Origin of the sequence: Kitasatospora sp. NPDC017646 (assembly GCF_044329365.1) — a bacterium.
GTDB lineage: Bacteria > Actinomycetota > Actinomycetes > Streptomycetales > Streptomycetaceae > Kitasatospora.
In genome coordinates this window covers 482,898-500,988 of record NZ_JBIRJC010000003.1, presented here as the reverse complement: position 1 = coordinate 500,988, position 18,091 = coordinate 482,898, and the positions used below count along the sequence as shown (strand labels likewise).

The 18,091-nt window shown below is 73.6% G+C and carries 16 protein-coding genes and 1 pseudogene; 11 read left to right on the top strand and 6 right to left on the bottom strand.

What is annotated here, in order from left to right:
* Positions 1-10: 10 nt before the first annotated feature.
* Positions 11-1,324, bottom strand: a complete 1,314-nt coding sequence (locus tag ACH4J0_RS07910) for a helix-turn-helix transcriptional regulator (protein ID WP_396237341.1) — start codon at positions 1,322-1,324, stop codon at positions 11-13.
* Between the two features lie 283 nt (positions 1,325-1,607).
* On the opposite strand from ACH4J0_RS07910, the gene ACH4J0_RS07905 reads away from it, so the two are divergent.
* The 3 genes from ACH4J0_RS07905 to ACH4J0_RS07895 are packed head-to-tail and all read left to right on the top strand — an operon-like array spanning position 1,608 to position 2,790.
* Entirely contained in the window at positions 1,608-1,739 is a 132-nt protein-coding gene (locus ACH4J0_RS07905; RefSeq protein WP_360418816.1) for a hypothetical protein, read from the top strand.
* Positions 1,739-1,960: a hypothetical protein gene (locus tag ACH4J0_RS07900; protein WP_396237339.1), complete on the top strand. Its 222-nt coding sequence runs from the start codon at positions 1,739-1,741 to the stop codon at positions 1,958-1,960. The genes ACH4J0_RS07905 and ACH4J0_RS07900 overlap by 1 nt, the downstream gene beginning before the upstream one ends.
* Complete coding sequence (locus tag ACH4J0_RS07895) at positions 1,948-2,790, top strand: methyltransferase (RefSeq protein WP_396237337.1); 843 nt, start codon at positions 1,948-1,950, stop codon at positions 2,788-2,790. Before ACH4J0_RS07900 ends, ACH4J0_RS07895 begins: the two co-directional genes overlap by 13 nt.
* Positions 2,791-2,858: 68 nt before the next feature.
* On the opposite strand, the pseudogene ACH4J0_RS07890 reads toward ACH4J0_RS07895, so the two are convergent.
* Positions 2,859-3,185: pseudogene (locus tag ACH4J0_RS07890) on the bottom strand (hypothetical protein); the annotation flags it as partial.
* A gap of 285 nt (positions 3,186-3,470) precedes the next feature.
* Between ACH4J0_RS07890 and ACH4J0_RS07885 the strand changes: the two are divergent.
* Both ACH4J0_RS07885 and ACH4J0_RS07880 read left to right on the top strand, forming a co-directional pair.
* A complete protein-coding gene (locus ACH4J0_RS07885; RefSeq protein ID WP_396237335.1) occupies positions 3,471-4,913 on the top strand; it encodes a glyceraldehyde-3-phosphate dehydrogenase in 1,443 nt (480 codons plus the stop codon).
* A gap of 446 nt (positions 4,914-5,359) precedes the next feature.
* Positions 5,360-5,902 (top strand): hypothetical protein, encoded by a 543-nt coding sequence (locus tag ACH4J0_RS07880; protein ID WP_396237333.1) that lies wholly within the window; start codon positions 5,360-5,362, stop codon positions 5,900-5,902.
* 10 nt (positions 5,903-5,912) lie between these two features.
* Here ACH4J0_RS07880 and ACH4J0_RS07875 read toward each other — a convergent pair whose 3' ends face one another.
* Positions 5,913-6,236 (bottom strand): hypothetical protein, encoded by a 324-nt coding sequence (locus ACH4J0_RS07875; RefSeq protein WP_396237331.1) that lies wholly within the window; start codon positions 6,234-6,236, stop codon positions 5,913-5,915.
* 216 nt (positions 6,237-6,452) lie between these two features.
* On the opposite strand from ACH4J0_RS07875, the gene ACH4J0_RS07870 reads away from it, so the two are divergent.
* The 3 genes from ACH4J0_RS07870 to ACH4J0_RS07860 are packed head-to-tail and all read left to right on the top strand — an operon-like array spanning position 6,453 to position 12,375.
* The gene (locus tag ACH4J0_RS07870; protein WP_396237329.1) at positions 6,453-7,493 is read left to right on the top strand and encodes a hypothetical protein; all 1,041 of its coding nucleotides are present in this window, start codon (positions 6,453-6,455) and stop codon (positions 7,491-7,493) included.
* 35 nt (positions 7,494-7,528) lie between these two features.
* Entirely contained in the window at positions 7,529-9,391 is a 1,863-nt protein-coding gene (locus tag ACH4J0_RS07865) for an HSP90 family protein (protein ID WP_396237327.1), read from the top strand.
* Entirely contained in the window at positions 9,391-12,375 is a 2,985-nt protein-coding gene (locus ACH4J0_RS07860) for a hypothetical protein (protein WP_396237325.1), read from the top strand. Before ACH4J0_RS07865 ends, ACH4J0_RS07860 begins: the two co-directional genes overlap by 1 nt.
* A 54-nt stretch (positions 12,376-12,429) precedes the next feature.
* Here the strand turns inward: ACH4J0_RS07860 and ACH4J0_RS07855 are convergent, their stop codons facing one another.
* The 3 genes from ACH4J0_RS07855 to ACH4J0_RS07845 form a co-directional block, all read right to left on the bottom strand.
* Positions 12,430-13,725, bottom strand: a complete 1,296-nt coding sequence (locus ACH4J0_RS07855; protein ID WP_396237323.1) for a carbohydrate-binding protein — start codon at positions 13,723-13,725, stop codon at positions 12,430-12,432.
* 160 nt (positions 13,726-13,885) lie between these two features.
* Complete coding sequence (locus tag ACH4J0_RS07850) at positions 13,886-14,008, bottom strand: hypothetical protein (RefSeq protein WP_396237321.1); 123 nt, start codon at positions 14,006-14,008, stop codon at positions 13,886-13,888.
* A gap of 131 nt (positions 14,009-14,139) precedes the next feature.
* Entirely contained in the window at positions 14,140-15,018 is an 879-nt protein-coding gene (locus ACH4J0_RS07845; RefSeq protein ID WP_396237319.1) for a LysR family transcriptional regulator, read from the bottom strand.
* An 89-nt stretch (positions 15,019-15,107) separates the two neighbouring features.
* Between ACH4J0_RS07845 and ACH4J0_RS07840 the strand changes: the two genes are divergently transcribed.
* The 3 genes from ACH4J0_RS07840 (at position 15,108) to ACH4J0_RS07830 (ending at position 17,924) form a co-directional block, all read left to right on the top strand.
* On the top strand, positions 15,108-16,058 hold the full coding sequence (locus ACH4J0_RS07840; RefSeq protein WP_396237317.1) for a DMT family transporter: 951 nt from the start codon (positions 15,108-15,110) through the stop codon (positions 16,056-16,058).
* 131 nt (positions 16,059-16,189) lie between these two features.
* The gene (locus tag ACH4J0_RS07835) at positions 16,190-17,143 is read left to right on the top strand and encodes a GNAT family N-acetyltransferase (protein WP_396237315.1); all 954 of its coding nucleotides are present in this window, start codon (positions 16,190-16,192) and stop codon (positions 17,141-17,143) included.
* Complete coding sequence (locus tag ACH4J0_RS07830) at positions 17,136-17,924, top strand: aminotransferase class IV (protein WP_396237313.1); 789 nt, start codon at positions 17,136-17,138, stop codon at positions 17,922-17,924. The genes ACH4J0_RS07835 and ACH4J0_RS07830 overlap by 8 nt, the downstream gene beginning before the upstream one ends.
* The last annotated feature ends 167 nt before the right edge of the window (positions 17,925-18,091 follow it).

The window sequence follows — 18,091 nt, the reverse complement described above, 5'->3', positions numbered from 1 at the left end:
TCGGTGGCGCTCAACAGACCCTCAGTCGCTCCAGAAGTTCGGGAACGCCGTCGACGTTCCGGTAGGTCTTGAAGGCTGGCGCGAGGTCGCGCACCAGGGTGATGCACCGCGGGGCGCCGATGTGGGTGGCCAGGTCGAGCGACTCGCTGGTGACTGCGAGTGCCTGCTCGACGTTCTTGGACTGGAGATGGCCCCTGGCCTGGTAGGTCAGGAAGATTCCGCGTGTCTTGTCCCTGGCCCGGGGCAGCAGGGCCAGGCCCTCGGTGATCCGGGTGTGGGCCTCCTCGGTCCGGCCGAGGTCCAGGAGGCACTGGCCGGAGTCCACCGCGAGGTCGGCCGGGCCCATCCACGCGCACCAGCCGGGTGCCGGGTCGACGGCCTCGATCGCCAGGGCGGATTCGGCCTCGGACAGGTCGCGGTAGCAGGCCGTCGGCTCGCCGAGGGCGGCATGTGCTCTCGCCCGCCGCAGGAACAGCAGCGATCGGGCGGTGGGGTGCACGGTCCCGGAGAGCGCGTATCCGAGCTGGTCGACGGAGACCTTGGGCTCACCGAGCCAGTTCGCCTGGTAGGCGAAGTCCGACAGCACTCCAGCGCCGTGGTCGCGGTCGCTGGCGGCATGGGCGGACTGCAGCGCGGCCTCCCAGAGCTTGCCGGCTGCCCAGTGCCGACCCTGGTCGAAGCGGTACCAGCCACAGGTGGTGGCGAGTGAGGCCGCCAGCAGGTGCAGGCGACGGCCGGTGCCCTCGCTGTAGCGGCCGTCCTCGATCAGGTCGGTGACGGTGGCCAGGTGGGCATCCATCAACCGGATGGTGTGTTGCCGCTGTTCGGTGGGCAGAGCCGTCAGCTGCTGACTCGTGTCCTCCAGCCAGTCCACGAGTTCGGCATCCACCTGCTTGCCGCCCATGGCGGACGCCAGGCGCTCGGGTTCGGTCACGGCCCAGTGCGCGGCGAGGCCGGCCAGCGAGATGGCACTGAAGGTCATGAAGCTTCGACGGTCCATGGAGGCTCTCTGTGCATCGTGAAGTGCTTGGACGGTGCGGACGGCCCCCAGCGGCAGCGGTTCGTCGCGCCCGGGCAGCCAGTACGGCCAGCCGTATCTCTCCATCTCCGACACGGGAACGCCGAAGACCTCGGCGATCAGGAGCTGGGAGTCGGTGTTCGGCGTCTTGCGTCCGTTTTCCCACCGGCTCACCGCGGCCTTGTCCGCTCCGGAGCGCAGCCCGTGGCCGCGAGCGGCCCGGTCGAGGAAGGAAACGAGGTCGCCCTGGGACCAGCCGCGCAGTTCGCGGGCGTGAGCGAGGGGGTGCCGGATCGGGTCGTCCACGGGCCAATCCCATCATCGACGGTAAGTGCGAGCCTACCGTCCGCGAGGGCGGGACAACCCCGGGACCACCCATAATGCCTGTTCGGTGAAACGCAGTTGGGCTGTACTCGACGCACATCGACGAACTTCCTCCATCAAGCGGAAGGAGTTCGCCATGAAGCGACCTGCCGTTGGACACGAGAGGAGCAGCATGACCACTCCAGAGAAGCCGCCCACCCCCGGGCCACCGAACCCCGGGCCGATCCCGACCACCAACCGCACCGCGACCCAGTAGGAGGACCCAGTGGGAGACCAGAACAAGGGCGGCCCGAACGACGGCAAGGGCGGCAGCCACGCCAAGCCCGGCGGTCCCGTGATCGGCCCGAAGCCCAGCCCGGACGGCTCGGGTCCCGACAAGGGCGGCAAGCACCGCTGATGACAGACCACCAGAACGGGCCCGAGCAGGCCGCCATGCGCGGCCTGTTCCAGGCCGTCACCGGAGATCTCGGCCACGACGTGGCCCCCGAGTGGCGACAGGCGGCCGTGGCCCACCCCCGCCACCACTTCCTCCCCGAACGAGTCTGGCTCGAACAGGACGGCGGCGCGTACCGTGCCGTCAGCCTGTGGTGTTCGACATGCTGGGCATGCTCGATCTGAGCGACGGCATGACGGTCCTGGAGATCGGAACCGCCAACGGGTACACCGCGGCCCTCCTGTGCCACCGGCTCGGTGCCGACAGGGTGGTGACGGTCGAACTGGACGCCGACCTGGCCGTGCGCGGCCGGAAGAACCTCAACGCCGCCGGGTACGCCCCGGTTGTCGTGTGCGCGGACGGCCTGCTCGGCTACGGCCCCGCCGCGCCGTACGACCGCATCGTGTCCACCTGTTCCGTGCGGCGCGTCCCGCCGCAGTGGATCGGCCAGACCAAACCCGGCGGGGTCATCCTCACGCCGTGGGACAACCCGTGGATCTGCTGGGGCATGCTGCGGTTCACGGTCGGCGACGACGGCACGGCGGTGGGCCGGTACCGTCCGCACGGGGCGTTCATGCTCGCCCGTACCCAGCGCGACGACGTACAGCTGATGCGCGACGTGGTGAAGGGCACGGAGCACGAGGCGATCGTGTCGGAGACGGTGCTGCCCCGGCGCGCGGTGGTGCGCGGAGACGCCGCGTTCGCTATCGGCCACCGGATCGGCGACATCTGGCACGCGTGGCAGGACGACCCCGCCGAGGGCGTCGCGGACCGGTTGTGGATCGCCTCGACCGACCGGGCGTCCTGGGCGGCGGTGGACCACGACGGCGGTGATCACGACCGGTTCACCGTTCGGCAGTACGGTGAGCGCCGACTGTGGGACGAGATCGAGGACGCCTACGAGTGGTGGAAAGAGAACGGCTCCCCCGCCCCTGACCGGTTCGGTCTCACCGTGAACATGGACGGGCACAGGGGGTGGCTGGACACCCTGGAGCACTCCTGGCCGCTTCCCTGAAATGACTGATCGTGCCGTGCGCCGGCGCCGAGTCCCCTGACTCGGCGCCGGGCACACGGCAATCCGGCTCAGGCGCGCTGCGCGAGCTCCAGAGCCGCCGTGTGGACGAACCATTCCAGCACCGCGCAGATCTCCTCCACGTGGCCGGCGAACACCTGGAGCGGGAACGACGGGCGGAGGTCCAGCTTCGCCTCGGCCAGTTCGATCCCGTCGATCTCGTTCAGCCGCCGCAGCAGCTCCCGTCGTACCTCGGTGTCGTCGAACGGGCTGCGGTCCCTCAGGCACTGGAAGACCACCTCCGCCGTATCCGACACCGGATACAGCGCGAGCGGCCACAGCAGGTGCGGCTGGGAGGCAGTGGGGGTGCCTGAGTCAGCCGGCGGAAAGCCAGATGTCCCGAGCCGGAAGGAGCCGGAACGGAACCGGCTCCACGATCCACAGCTGGGGGCCGTCCGCGCGTGCGGGACCGCCGACCGCCGACTTGAGAAACCACGGGGGCATGTTCTACCCGAGTAGACCGGGGTCGGCCGGGGTGGCGGCGATCACCTTTGCGGACGGGGGCGCGGAGGAAGTCGCAGGTGGGAGGCTCGGGCGGGGCGGGGAAGGAGGGGACCGCCCGTTGGGCCGGAGGCGGGCGAAGCTACCATGTGGGCAACACCCTCAGCTCGAAAGATGGACTTGTGACTGTCAACGACGACGTGTTCACGGACTGGAAGAACCGCGAGGAGATCGCGGAGTCGATGATCCCGATCATCGGGCGGCTGCACCGGGAGAAGGACGTGACCGTCCTGCTCCACAGCCGTTCCCTGGTGAACAAGTCGGTGGTCAGCATCCTCAAGACGCACCGCTTCGCCCGGCAGATCGCGGGCGAGGAGCTCTCGGTCACCGAGACCATGCCGTTCCTGCAGGCGCTGACCACCCTGGACCTCGGCCCCTCGCAGATCGACCTCGGGATGCTCGCCTCGACCTACCGGGCGGACGACCACGGCCTGTCGGTGGAGGAGTTCACCGCCCGGGCCGTCGCCGGTGCCACCGGTGAGAACAAGCTGGAGCGCCGGTCCGCGCAGGACGTCGTGCTGTACGGGTTCGGCCGCATCGGTCGGCTGGTCGCCCGCCTGTTGATCGAGAAGGCCTCCGGCAACGGCCTGCGGCTGAAGGCCATCGTCGTGCGCAACGGCGGCGGCGACGACCTGGTCAAGCGCGCCTCGCTGCTGCGCCGCGACTCGATCCACGGCCAGTTCCAGGGCACCATCACCGTCGACGAGGCGAACAACAAGATCGTCGTCAACGGCAACGAGATCACGGTGATCTACTCCAACGACCCGAGCGAGGTCGACTACACGGAGTACGGGATCAAGGACGCGATCCTGATCGACAACACCGGCAGGTGGCGTGACCGCGAGGGCCTGTCCAAGCACCTGCGCCCCGGCATCGCCAAGGTCGTGCTGACCGCCCCGGGCAAGGGCGACGTGCCGAACATCGTGCACGGCGTCAACCACGACATGATCAAGCCGGACGAGCAGATCATCTCCTGCGCCTCCTGCACCACCAACGCCATCGTCCCGCCGCTGAAGGCGATGGAGGACGAGTACGGCGTCGTGCGCGGCCACGTGGAGACCGTCCACTCGTTCACCAACGACCAGAACCTGCTGGACAACTACCACAAGGCCGACCGCCGCGGCCGCTCGGCGCCGCTGAACATGGTGATCACCGAGACCGGTGCGGCCTCGGCCGTCGCCAAGGCCCTGCCGGACCTCAAGGCGAAGATCACCGGCAGCTCGATCCGCGTGCCGGTGCCGGACGTGTCCATCGCGATCCTCAACCTGCAGCTGAAGCGGGAGACCAACCGCGAGGAGGTCCTCGACTACCTGCGGAACATCTCGCTGACCTCGCCGCTGAAGCGGCAGATCGACTTCATCGACTCGCCGGACGCGGTCTCCAGCGACTTCATCGGCTCGCGCCACGCCTCGATCGTGGACGCCGGGGCGACCAAGGTCGACGGCGACAACGCGATCCTCTACCTGTGGTACGACAACGAGTTCGGTTACTCGTGCCAGGTCGTGCGGGTCGTGCAGTACATCTCGGGTGTCGAGTACCCGACCTTCCCGGTCCCGGCGGTCTGACCGTTCGGTCGGGATGTCCGGTGGGGCGGTGGCCGTGGAGGCCGCCGCCCCTTCGGCGTTCCCGGGGCGGGGCGGGGCGGTTCGTGTGCGGGGGACCCGACGCGGGTGGGGGGTGGGGCGGTCGCTATCTTGAGGGGTCACGGACAGCCGTAAGGGAGCGGGCGATGGGGATGGGTGGACGGCGGGTGTTCGCCGTGGTGGCGGGCGGTGTGCTGGCGGGGGTGCTGGCGGGGTGTTCGTCCGGCGGGTCGGGAGGTGCCAACGGGGCTGCGGGGGCGACGGGTTCGGCTGGTTCGGCAGGGCCGGCGACTTCGGCGGTGACAAGTGCCGCTGCCGCGCCGACGGGCGCCGGGGGCTCGGCGTCCGCTGGGGCGTCTGCTGGGGCGTCCGCTGGGGCGTCCGCGTCTCCGGGCGGGAACGCGGGTGCCGCCGGCAGTGCGGCGCCGGTGCCGCCGGCCGCGGCGCCCAGTGCGGACCTGGAGGGGACGCTGCTGGACGACAAGGTGGTCGGGCAGGTGCTGCCGGACGCCAAGGTGATGGCCGGATGGGACGAGGAGAAGCGCAAGGTCGACACCGCCGACCACGCCGTCACCTGCTCGGCCTCGACGCCGTGCACGGGCAAGCCGCTCAGCGGGTCGGTCCGGTTCTCCTCGGGGGACCTGGTGACCCGGTTCCTGGTGGAGACGCTGCCCAGCCGGGACGCGGCCAGGAACCGGTTGAAGGAGACGTACGCGTCCTACCCCGTCGGGCCGTTCCACAAGGTCGACGCCCCGGCGCTGGGCAGCGAGAGCCAGGCGTTCGTCGGGCCGCTGTCGGCGGGGGACGGCGTGAGCATCGTGGTGCGCTCGGGCACCGTGGTGGCGAGCGTGACGACGGAGGGCGGCGCGGTGGACCTGCCGGCCGCGCGGCGGTTCGCCGTGATGCTGGTCAATCGGATCGAGCAGGCGCAGTCGGGGAAGACGCCGGACGCCGGGCTCGGTGCGGCCTGACGCACTCGGGTCACGAGCAGGCCGGGAGTCCGTGCGGGCCCAGGGCCAGCACCGTGTCCAGGGCGCAGTGCGGCACGTCCCAGCCGGGCAGCGGTCCGGCCCGGCCGGTGAGGGTGGCGCAGGCGGCGATGAGGGCGGCCTCGGCGGCGAGCAGGTTGTCGGCGAGGACGAAGGCGACCCCGTCGACCACGCCCGGGCCGGTCAGGATCCGGGCGTGCTCGATCCGGGCCGGGGCGGGCACCCCGAGCGCCAGCCCGTCCCGGACGGCCTCGGGAGCCGGTGGGGGGCCGTCGGGGTGTTCCGGGCCGCGCAGGTGGAAGCGAATGGCGTGCACGGTGACCAGCCTGACGGAACGTCGGCCCGGGCGGTGACGTGCGCGGTGTCAGAAAGCTGTCAGGCAACAAGATGCCACCGGTCGCGGGACGGCGGGCCTCGTGCGGAGGTCGCTGGGCTGGGGAAAGGGCCGTCAGTCGCCCGTGATATGTACTCACGTGGGGTGGCCGCAGTGGGGCCATGCGACAGATGCCGATGATGTTCGAGGGGGCCACACATGCCGCTGTTCCGACGCCGCTCGGGCGGGGAGGGCGCGCAGGACCGGGCCGGCAGGCGCGGGCTCGGGTTCGGCCTGGGCCGGCGGGCCGCCGGGGCGCCCGTCGCCGCCCGGGCGGCGGAGCCGAGGCTCGACCCGTCCTTCGGGGACGAGTCCGTCCGCCGGGTGCTCGGCCAGGCCGCCGCCGGCGACTGGACGGCGCTGCGTCCGGAGCTGGCCGCGGCGGACGGCGCCGGGCTGACCTGGCTCGCCGGGGCGGTCGCGGACGTCGCCGGGGTCGAGGAGTGGACGGCCCGCGCGATGTCGGACGCCCCGGAGGACGCGCTGCCGCTGCTGCTGTCCGGCGCCCGGCACGTCAGCTGGGCCTGGGAGGCGCGCACCGGCGCCCGGGCCGGGCAGGTCACCGAGGAGCAGTGGAAGCTGTTCCACCAGCGGCTGGACGTCGCCGAGGAGCAGCTGCTGGAGGTTGCCGAGCGGGAGCCGTCCTGGCTCGCCCCGTGGTACTTCCTGCAGATCAGCGCGCGCGGCGCCTCGCTGGGCCCGGAGGTCGCCGCCTGCCGCTTCGAGGCCGCCGTGCGCCGGGAGCCCGGGCACCCCGCCTCGCACCGCCAGCGGCTCCAGCAGGTGTGCGCCAAGTGGGGCGGCTCGCACGAGGCGGTGCACGAGTTCGCCCGCTCCGCGATGCTGGCCGCCCCCGAGGGCAGTCAGCTCGGCGAGCTGGTCGCGCTGGCCCACCTGGAGCGCTGGCTGGACCTGCCGGACGGCGAGGACCGCGCCTACCTGACCGACCCCGCCGTGGTGGCCGAGCTGCAGGAGGCGGCGTTCCGCTCCGTCCTGCACCCGGACTTCGTGCCGGTCCGGGGCTGGCAGGGGAGCTTCAACGCCTTCGCGATGGCCTTCTCGCTCGCCGACCAGCCCAGGACGGCGCGGCTGCTGTTCGACGCGCTGGACGGCTTCGTCACCGAGTCCCCCTGGCACTACCTGTCCGGCGACCCGGTCAGGACCTTCCGCGCCCACCGCGACCGCTGCGCCGCGTACTGAAACCCTTCCGCATTTCGCGACCGAAAGAGCCTCCGGTGTCCCCATCCGACAACCCGACGAGTGCGCACACCTTCCAGGTGGACCTGCGCGGACTGGTGGACCTGCTCTCCCACCACCTCTACTCCAGCCCGCGCGTCTACCTGCGCGAGCTGCTGCAGAACGCCGTGGACGCGATCTCCGCGCGCCGCGCCCTCGACCCCGGGGCGCCGGCCGCCATCACCGTCCGCGCCGACGACGAGCTGTCCGTCACCGACACCGGCATCGGTCTGACCGAGAAGGACGTCCACACCTTCCTCGCCACCATCGGCCGCAGCTCCAAGCGCGACGCCGACGGCAGGCTGGACGGCGCCGGCCTGGCCGCGGCCCGCGGCGACTTCATCGGCCAGTTCGGCATCGGCCTGCTCGCCTGCTTCGTGGTCGCCGACGAGATCACCGTGGTGACCCGGCACGCGGGGAGCCCGGACGCGCCGGTGATCGAATGGCGCGGCAGCTCCGACGGCAGCTACACGATCCGCACCCTGGCCGCCTCGGCCAAACCCGAGCCGGGCACCACCGTCACCCTCGCCCCGCGCGCCGACGCCGCCGAGTGGACGCGCTCCGCCCGGGTGCTCTCCCTCGCCCGGGACTTCGGCAGCCTGCTGCGCCACGACGTCACCGTGATCGACGCGGCCGGCACCGCGCACCAGGTCAACCGCACCCCGCCGTGGGCCGCCCGGCACGGCTCCCCGCTCGCCCGGCGCGAGGCGCTCGCCGAGTACTGCCGCGCCACCTTCGACTTCACCCCGCTCGACACCATCGAGCTGGACCTCCCGCTGGTCGGCCTGCGCGGCGTCGCGTACGTCCTGCCCGACGCCGCCCCGCCCTCGCGCCGCAACGGCCACCGGGTGCACCTCAAGGGCATGCTGCTCTCCGACCAGGCCGACGAACTGCTGCCGGACTGGGCGTTCTTCGTCCGCTGCGTGGTGGACACCGACGGGCTGCGCCCGACCGCCTCGCGCGAGGGCCTGTACGCGGACGAGACGCTGGCCGCCGTCCGCGACGCGCTCGGCGCCCGGATCCGCGACTGGCTCACCGGCCTGTCCGCCAGCGACCCGGCGCTGCTCCACCGCTTCCTCTCCGTGCACCACCTGGCCGTCAAGGAACTCGCCCGCTACGACGACGAGTTGCTGCGGATGATGCTGCCCTGGCTGCCGTTCGAGACCACCGACGGCAACGTCACCCTGGACGAGTTCGCCCGCAGCCACCCGGTGGTGCTGGTGACCCGTACGGTCGAGGAGTTCCGGCAGGTCGCCCCGATCGCCGGCGCGGCCGGGCTCGGGGTGGTCAACGGCGGCTACACCTACGACCGCGACCTGGTGCACCGGCTGCCGGAGATCCGCCCCGGGGTCTCGGTCGCCGACCTCGACCCGGGCACCGTCACCGCGCACCTGGACACCGTCGACCCGGCCGCCGAACTGGCCGCGGGCGTCTTCCTGGCGATCGCCCGCGAGGTGGTCGGCCGGTTCGACTGCGACGTCGCCCTTCGCAGCTTCCACCCCACCAACGCGCCCGCCCTGTTGCTCGACAACCGGGAGGCCCGGCACGAGCGCACGCGCGCCCAACTCGCCGACGAGGCCGACGGCTTGTGGGCGGACATCCTGGGCTCGCTGCGCGCCGAGGTGCCCCGCGCCCAGCTGGTGCTGAACCACCTCAACCCGCTGGTGCGCCGCGCCGCCACCATCGCCGACCGCGAACTGGCCGTCACCGCCGTCGAGGCGCTGTACGGGCAGGCCGTGCTGATGACCCGTCGCCCGCTCAGGGCCAGCGAGTCCGCGCTGCTGAACCGTTCCTTCATCAGCCTGCTCGACCACGCCATGCTCGGCCACGAGGCCGCGGGCGCCGACGAGAAGGAGGCGTGATGCTGGACACCCCCGACGCGGTGATGGCCGCGCTGCGCGAGAACGACGCCCGCCCGTACGGCCGTACCCGCACCGTCACCGCCGAGGAACTCGTCGACGCCGCCGAGCAGTTCGATGACACCGGGGTCCGCTCGATGGCCCTGCTCGAACTGATGGAGGCCTACGAGTACGACGGCGAGCGCAGCAAGACCCCGGTGGTCTTCGCGCGGGTGCTCAAGCTCTGGGACGCCGACCCGGACGGCTTCGGAGAGTGGGCCCGCCACCAGGTGTTCTGGCGCTTCAAGTGGGTGGCCGTGGCGCTGCTCGACACCCCGGACGTGCCACTGGCGGCCGTCCGCCGCTGGCACACCGAGCTGCGGGACCGCTACCGGTCGGCCGGGTTCGACCTCCAGCCGTACTACGCCCAGCGCTACCACCTGGCCGTGCACACCGGCATCGACGTCCAGGACGCCTACGAGCTCTGGGCGGCCCGCCCGCGCTCCGAGCTCAGCGACTGCCACGCCTGCGAGACCCGCGCCCGCGCCGACCACCAGGTGGCCGCCGGGGACGACGCGCGGGCACTGGAGATCCTCGGGCCCGTCCTCGCGGGCCGGAGCACCTGCGCGGAGGAGCCCTACCGCAGCCAGGCCGCCGCCCTACTGCCGCTCGTGCGCGAGGGCCGCCTCGACGAGGCCCGCTCCAGCCACCTGGCGGGCTACCGCTTCGCCCGCGGCAAGGCGGGGATGGTGCGCCCGGTCGGCCAGCACATCGAGTTCTGCGCCCTGACCGGCAACGAGCCGCGCGGCCTGGAGCTCCTCGCCGAGAACCGCGACCTGTTCGCGGTGACCGGCGACCCGCTCGGGGTCCTCGACTTCCTCACCGGCGTCGAGGTGCTGATCGCCGCCCTGGCCCGGGCCGGGCACGGCTCGCTGGCGGTCAGCGGACCGGCCGGCACCGGCTGGACGGTCGACACCCTGCTCGCCCACGTGCGCACCGAGGCCGACGCGCTGGCCGCCCGCTTCGACGCCCGCAACGGCACCGACGCGGTGAGCGCCGCCCGGCGCGCGCGGCTGGCGGCCGGGCCGCTGCTGGCCGAGCCGCTGGCCCTGGGCGTGCGGGCCGCCGCCGCGCCGGAGCTCGGTACGGCCCCGGCCGTCGCTCCGGCGGCGCGTCGGGAGGTCGAGCCGGAGCCGGAGGACTTCACCGCCCTGGTGCTCAAGGCCCGCGAACTGGAGGTGCTCGGCCACCCGGACGCCGACCGGCTCTGGCGGCGGATCGCCGAACGGGCCGCCGCCGCGGACTTCGTGCACCCGGAGAGCGCCGAACTCGGCGGCCCCGAGCGGCTGGGCGCCGAACTCGCCGAGCAGCGCGCCCACGACGCCCTGCAGCGCGACGACCACGCCGAGGGCGCGGCGCGCCTGCTGGAGGCCGCCGAGCTGTACGAGCGGGCCGGGCTGCCCGGTCCGGCACTGATGACCCGCACCCGGACGCTGATCGTCGAACTCGGCGACGTGGAGGGTGCGGTGGCCGACTGGGCCGGGCTGGACACCGCGCTGGCCGAGGCCGAGGCCCTGCGCGCCGCGGGCCGGATGCCGGACGACGACTACCTGATCGTCCTGCAGTCGCGCGCCTACGCCGCCCACCACGACCTGGTCGAGGCGCTGCCCGAGCCCTCCGAGGAGACCACCGCGCGCTTCGAGGCCGCCGTCCGCGGGTACCGGCGGGCCGCCGTCAAGCTGGGCTCCGCCCGCCGGGCCGCCACCTCCCGCCAGTACACCGCCGACGCCGCCGCCCGGCAGGGGCGCCTGGCCGAGGCGGCAGCCCAACTGCACGGAGTACTGGCGCAGTTGGAGGAGGCCGAACTTCTCTGGCACACACCCCGGGTGCTCGGGCTGCTGGGCCAGGTGCTGTTGCAGCAGGGCGAGCCCGGCCAGGCCGTCGAGGTGTTCCACCGGGCGCTGGCCGAGGCCGTGCGCTGGGGGGAGGACGCCTACCCGTACGCGCCGACGTACATGATGCTCGGCCACGCGAGCATGCAGGTCGAGGACTACGGCGGGGCGGTCCGGGCGCTGTCGGAGGCCGCCGCGCGCTACGACCGGCAGGGTGCCGCGGCCGTCGAGGAGGCGGTCCAGGTGCGGCTGCAACTGGCCGACGTGCTGCGCGGCACCGGCCGCGCGGCGGACGCGGTGGCCGTGCTGGAGTCGGTGCTGGACGCCTCGACCGGCTCGTCCGCCGGGCTGGACGTCCGGATGCTCGCCCAGGCCCGGCTGGACCTGGCCCGCGGACTGGTCGAGCTGGAGGAGCACCGGGACGCGGCCGAGGAGTACCTGCGGCTGGCCGACCTGGTCGCCGACTGGGAGGACCAGCAGACCCACACCATGGTCGCCTGCGAAGCCACCCTGGCACTCGCCCGGGCGGACCGCTGGGACGCCGCCGACGCCGCCCTCGGGCGGGCTCGGCAGGCGCACGGCAAGGCCCCACAGGTCGACCAACTGGCGGCCACGCTTCGGGAGTTGGCCCAGCTCACGATGCGCGCCAGGGGTGCCGATGGGCTGGACGCGGCCCTGGCCCTGCTGGCCGAGGCGGACGGGCTCGGCGAGGCGGCCGAGCGGTCCGGGCAGGAGTACGACGACTGGTACCTGCGAGGCGGTTCGCACTACGAGCGGGCACGCTGCCTGGCCATCGCCGACCGGTACGAGGAGGCGCTCGCCGAGGCCGAGCGGGCGATCGCGGCGTACGGGTGGGGCGGGGACCGGGCCGAGTCACCGCGGTCCGTGGAGTCACCGCGGTCCGTCGAGTCGCCGCGGTCCGCCGAGGCGATGCGGGCCGAGTCGCTGCGCGCGGAGGCCGTCCGGCTCGCCGCCCTGATCGAGGGCGGCGATCTGGGTCGCCCCCGGGAGGCGGGGGACCGGCTGACCGCCGGGATCGATCGCTGCGAGGCCGCCGGGCTGACCGAGGCGGCGCGGGTGCTGGCCGCTCTGCGGGAGCGGTTCGACGCCGACTGAGCTGCGAGGGGCGGGCGTTGTGAGCGCCCGCCCCTCCAAGCTCGGGTGTCGGTGTCAGCAGGGGCCGTCGTCGGCCCAGACGCCCCACTGGCCGCTGGCGCTCGGCACCTCGTTCAGCGTCCACCACTTGGCGTGGTAGTCGTGCCCGTTGTACGAGACCTTGGCGCCCGCGGTGTACGTGGTGCTCGCGCTCCACGCCGGGGCGGTGCAGACGCCCGGGTTGCCGGTCGGCGGGGTGGTCGGTGGGGTGGTCGGCGGCGTGGTGGGCGGGGTGGTGGGCGGCGTCGCCCCGGCGAACTTCACCGTGTACTTGGTGAAGTCCCAGTCGTTCTGCGCCACGCTGGAGCAGGAGCCGGACAGCCCCGGGTCTACGTTGCCCGCGCACTGGCGGTCCCGGTTGACCGACCAGTAGGTGTAGCGGGCCAGGCCGTGCGCGGTGGCGAAGTCCAGCACGGTCTGGAAGTCGGCCTGGCGGAAGTACTCGGCGGCGTCGGTGCGGCCGTTCATCATCGACACGCCCTCGTGGGCGTACGCGGTGGCCTCGTTCCAGCCGAAGGTGGTCTGGAGGATCTGGTTGAACTTCACCAGCGCGTCGGTCTGCGCGGCGGCGCCGTTGAAGCCGCCGTCGAACGGCATGATCGAGAAGTTGTTCGGCGTGAAGCCCTGCGACTTGGCCTCGTTGAGCATCTGGGTGCCGAACCAGCCGGTGCCCGCGGTGGTCCCGGCGGTGGTGATCGAGACGTACAGGCCCGGGTTGTTCTGCTGGAGGATGCGGGCGGCGCCGATCTCGTTGTGGATCGCGGCGGTGTTCTCGTACTCCGGCTCCTCCAGGTCGAAGTCGATCGCCTTGAGGTTGTACTTGGTGATCACCTGCTGGTAGCCGGCGGCGGTCGCCTCCGGCGTGCCGCAGACCTGTCCCAGCTTGGTGCCCCCGTACCCGCCGACCGACACCGAGACGTCCCCGCCCTTGCCGCGGATGGTCTGGATGACGGCGGGCATGGTGGTGTCGGAGCCGATCGAGGAGGTGCCGCCCCAGGCGGGCGAACAGCTGTTGCCCTGGGCGAGGATGAAGGCCAGTTGGAAGGCCCGCTGCCCGGTCGCGTCCATCACGGCGGCGGCGTCCGGCGGGCTGTTGTCCTCGGGCATCAGGTACGGCGCCGAGGCGTACCAGTTGCTGCCCAGGCCGGTGCCGGCGTCGGTGGTGGCGGCCGAGGCCGCGCCGGTGGCGGTCAGCGCGGCGACCCCGCCGGCGACCAGGCCGAGCACGCCGGCCACGGCGAGGGCGACCCGCCCGGTGCGGCGTCTGCGGGGCGTCGAGGGGCGGGGGTGTGGGGGAAGAGCGCGTTCCATCGGAGGCCTTTCCAGGAAACGGCGGTGGGGGCGACAGCCTGGTCGCGCCGAGTGTGGGGGCAGCGCGCAACAGGCGGAACGGGCCGTCGGCGGTGGGTGGTTGCCGAAGGTCATCACTGGTATAGACCTGTTGAGGAATGGCGGTCAACCCCCAAGAAGGTCAAGCCGCCGGAACCGGCCCCGCCGCCTTGAGCGTCCGCAGCACCGGCGCCGACTCCAGGGCCGTGATCCCCGGGACCTCCGCCGCGCAGAGCGCGAGCCGGCGGTGCGGGTGGACGGGCAAGGGGTGCTCCGGGGGCGGGCGGACGGTTGGGACGCCGCCACCTTCGGTGCGGACGGCTCGCTCCGCCAGCCGCGCCCGCCCGGAACGACGAAAAGCTCCATCGGCCGTGCCTGTGGCGTCGAAAACCGCCGTCAGGCCGGGGCGCTCGCCCCAACCCCGGCGAGCAGGACGGTGACCGCCGGGGACCAGGGCCGGCCGCTGGGCCCGGTGAGGGTGAGGGTCCGGTGCACGGCGGGGCGGATCGGGACCAGGACGCAGTCGGGCGGCAGCATGGTCAGCGCCAGCGCGGGCATCACCGAGACCCCGACGCCCGCGTGCACCATGCCGATCAGGGTGTTGAGGTCGCGGATGCGGTGCCGCGGCGTGAAGCGGGTGCCGGCCCGGCGGTAGGCCTCGCGGATGTGGCGTTCGCAGCCGCCCTCGGAGAGCAGGAAGTCGTCGTCCTCCAACTCGCCGACGTGGACGGTCTCCTGACCGGCGAGCGGGTGGTCGCGGCGCAGCAGCGCGTGCATCGAGTCGGCGCCGAGCGCGACCGCCCCCGGCGGCAGCCGATCGGCGTCGACCAGGACGGCGGCGTCCACGGTGCCCGCCTCCAGCCAGGTGAGCAGCTCGGCGTCCTCGCCCTCGAAGACCCGCACCGTGACCTGCGGGTACGCGGCCTTCCAGTCCCGCAGCAGCCCGGGCAGCAGTGCCTGGCAGACCGTGGTCGGCGCCGCCAGCCGCACGGTGCCGGTGAGGCCGCCGGAGTGCCGGGTGGCGATGGCGCGCACCGCGGCGGCGGAGGCGACGGCGGTGCGGGCGTGCGGCAGGACCTGCTCGCCGAGCGGGGTGGGCCGGCACGGGGTGCCGCGCCGCAGCACGGGTGCGCCGAGCGAGCGCTCCAGTGCGGCGACGGCGTGCGAGACGGCGGACTGGCTGATGCCCAGCTCGTCGGCGGCCGCGCCGAAGCCGCCGGTGTCGGCGACCGCGACCAGCGCCCTGAGCTGGGCCAGGTTGACCTCCGGGGTCATGAGAGTTCCTCATCCTTCGCGCACTGCCACTTGTTGGACTCATGCTCGGTCGCGGGGCCACCCTCTGTCCAGAACGAGCGACGGAACACGTGGCGGGTACGGACGGGGAGGTGGTCGGGGTGCGGCGCTGGTTGCCGGGCTTCGCGGCGCTGTCGGCGATCTGGGGCGCCAGCTTCGCCCTGATCAAGGTGGCGGTCGACGCGGGCGTGCCGCCGGTGTGGGTGGCGCTGTGGCGCAGCGTGCTGGGCGCCACCACGCTGTGGGCGGTCCTGCTGCTGCGGGGCGAGCGGGCCCCGCGCGACCGGGCCCTGTGGGGGCACTCGGCGGTCGTCGCGGTGCTGCTCAACACCGTGCCCTTCACCCTGTTCTCGTTCGGCGAGACCAGGGTCAGCTCGGTGCTCGCCGGGGTGATGAACGCGACCACCCCGCTGTTCACCATGCTGTTCGCGGTGCTGACAGTCCCCGAGGAGCGCCGCCCCGGCGCCCGCCGGCTCTCCGGCCTCGCGCTCGGCTTCGTCGGCGTGCTCACCGTGCTCGGGGTCTGGCGCGGGCTCGGCGCCGGCGCGACCGTCGGCGCCCTCGCCTGTCTGTCCGCCGCCTGTTGCTACGGCGCGGGCTTCGCCTACCTGCGCCGCTTCCTGTCCGGTCGGCCGGAGACGGTCACCACCCTGTCCACGCTCCAGATCAGTTGTGCCGCAGTCGAGCTGGCGGTGGTCGCCCCGGCCGCCGCCGGCCTCCCGCGCTGGCCGGGCGGTCCGGCCGCCGCGGCCCTGCTGGTGCTCGGCGGGCTCGGCACGGGCCTGGCGTACCTGCTCAACCTCGGCCTGGTCCGTACGGCCGGCACCGCCGTCGCCTCCGCCGTCACCTACGTCATGCCCCTGTGGTCCACCGTGCTCGGCGCGGCCCTGCTCGCCGAGCCGGTCGGCTGGAACGCCCTGGCCGGCGGCATCCTGGTGATCGCCGCCGTCGCCCTCACCCGCCCCCGCAAGGCCCCGGCCCCGGCCCCCGCCCTTTCGGGAGCGCGCCAGCCGGTCGGCTAGGACGCCCGGAGCGGGCCTGCGGGGAACCGCCGGCGGTCCGTACGTCGGGAGACGGCCGTGCGGTCCGCCGGACTGACGTTCGGTGGCCGGTGGATTACGGGTCGTGCCCGGAGGACCGCTAGGGTGGCCCCGTGGTGAGGTCGTGGGATGCGGCGCTCGGGCGGGCGCAGGACCGGTTGGCGACGGGGGTGCGGTTGCGGGCGGCCGCCGAGGGAGAGGAACGGCGGTTCTCCCTCTGGGACTTGGCGTCCCTGGTGGAGGGCGAGCTGGGCGAGGCGGTGGACCCGGACGCGCTGGCGCCGCCGGCCGAGCGGGACTGGCGGGAGCGGCTGGGGGAGAGCGGCCGCGAGTGGCCCGGCGGGGAGCTGTACCGGCGCCGGTACTGGATCCTCGACGAGCGCGGCGCCGTCGCCGGGACGGTCGCGGTGGACAACTGGACCAGGGGCCCGAGCCAACTCGCCGTGTCCTCCCTCTACCTGCGGCCGGCCGCGCGCGGACGCGGACTGGCAGCCGCCGCACTGGACGAGGTGTACGCGGCGGCGACCGCCGAGGGCCTGCCGGGCTTCCGGTTGGAGGCGCACTGGAGCTGGCAGCCCGCCGTCCGCTACTACCTGCGCCGCGGGCTGTGGGTGGTGGGCTGGAAGCGGTCGCTGTCGTTCGCCCGGATGCCCCAACTCCCGCTCCACCGGGTGCGCGAGGAGGACGGCCGGCTGCTCCTGCTGGTCGCCGACCGGCAGCGCGGCTGGGTGCCGATACTGGCCGCCGGGCAGGAGGGCCGCTGGCTGCGGTTGGACGAGACGGCGGACTACCGGGGCTGTGACGGCTGGGTGCACGAGTACGCCCGCTCGACGCTGGCGCTGTACCTGGCACTGGCTGGCCGTCCGCTGGTGCGCGGGCCGCAGTGGTGGGCGGAGGCATGGCGCTGGGCGGACGCGGGCGAGCCGGAGGGGCTGGCGGCCAGGATCGAGGAGTTCGAGCGGGCCGCCCGCACCAGGGCGGGCCGAACGGTCGTCAGCCCGTACCGGCCGGTGGTGCCGCCGGAGCCGCTGGCGTCCCGGCAACTGGCAGACTCGGGGGATGGGTGAGATCGAGATCGACGGCGTGACCGCCGACCCGGCGCGGCTCGCCGCGCTGGGGCTGCTCAACTACGGGCACTTCACCACGCTGCGGGTCGAGGCGGGCGGCGTCCGCGGCCTGGGGCTGCACCTGGACCGGCTGGTCCGGGACTGCCGGGCGCTGTTCGCGGCCGAGCTGGACCGGGCGGTGGTCAGGGAGCGGATCCGCGCGGTGCTGCCCGTCGACGGCGCGCCGGTGATCGTCAGGGTCACCGTGTACGACCCGGCGCTCGGCCTGGAGCGCCCCGCCGCCCCTGCCGACCCCGCCCTGCTGGTGACCACCCGCCCGGCCGCGACCGCCGAGCCCGCCCCGCTGCGGGTGCGCACGGCGCCCTACCGGCGCGAGCTGCCCGAGGTGAAGCACGTCGGCCTGTTCGGTCTGGTCCACCACCGCCGCGCCGCCCAACTCGCCGGGTACGACGACGTATTGCTCACCGACGACGACGGACTGGTGACCGAGGGTGCGACCTGGAACGTCGGCTTCCTGGCCGGGGACCGGCTGGTGCGGCCCGCGGGCCCCAGCCTGCCCGGCATCACCGAGGCGCTGCTCGCCGGGGCGTACGGAGGCCCGCAGTCCCGCGAGCCGGTCCGGGCCGCCGACCTTGCGCGCTTCGACGCGGCCTTCGCGCTCAACGCGGGCGTCGGCCCGCGTCCGCTGGCCTCCGTCGACGGCACCGCCTTCGACCCCGCCCACCCGCTGCTCGCCGAGCTGCGCGCCGCCTACCTCGGGATCGCCGCCGATCCGGTGTAGCCGGACCGGGGCCCGGCCGGACCATGGCGATGACGGCCGACTTCACGTCCGGGTGAGCCGGTCTCACCCGGACGGCCGAGTGCCGGAGGGCGCGGTGCCGCGCCCTCCGGCACTCTTGTCCTCGCGCCACGCAGAGGTGTAGGCGTTGAAGGTTGCCTGGTGACGGA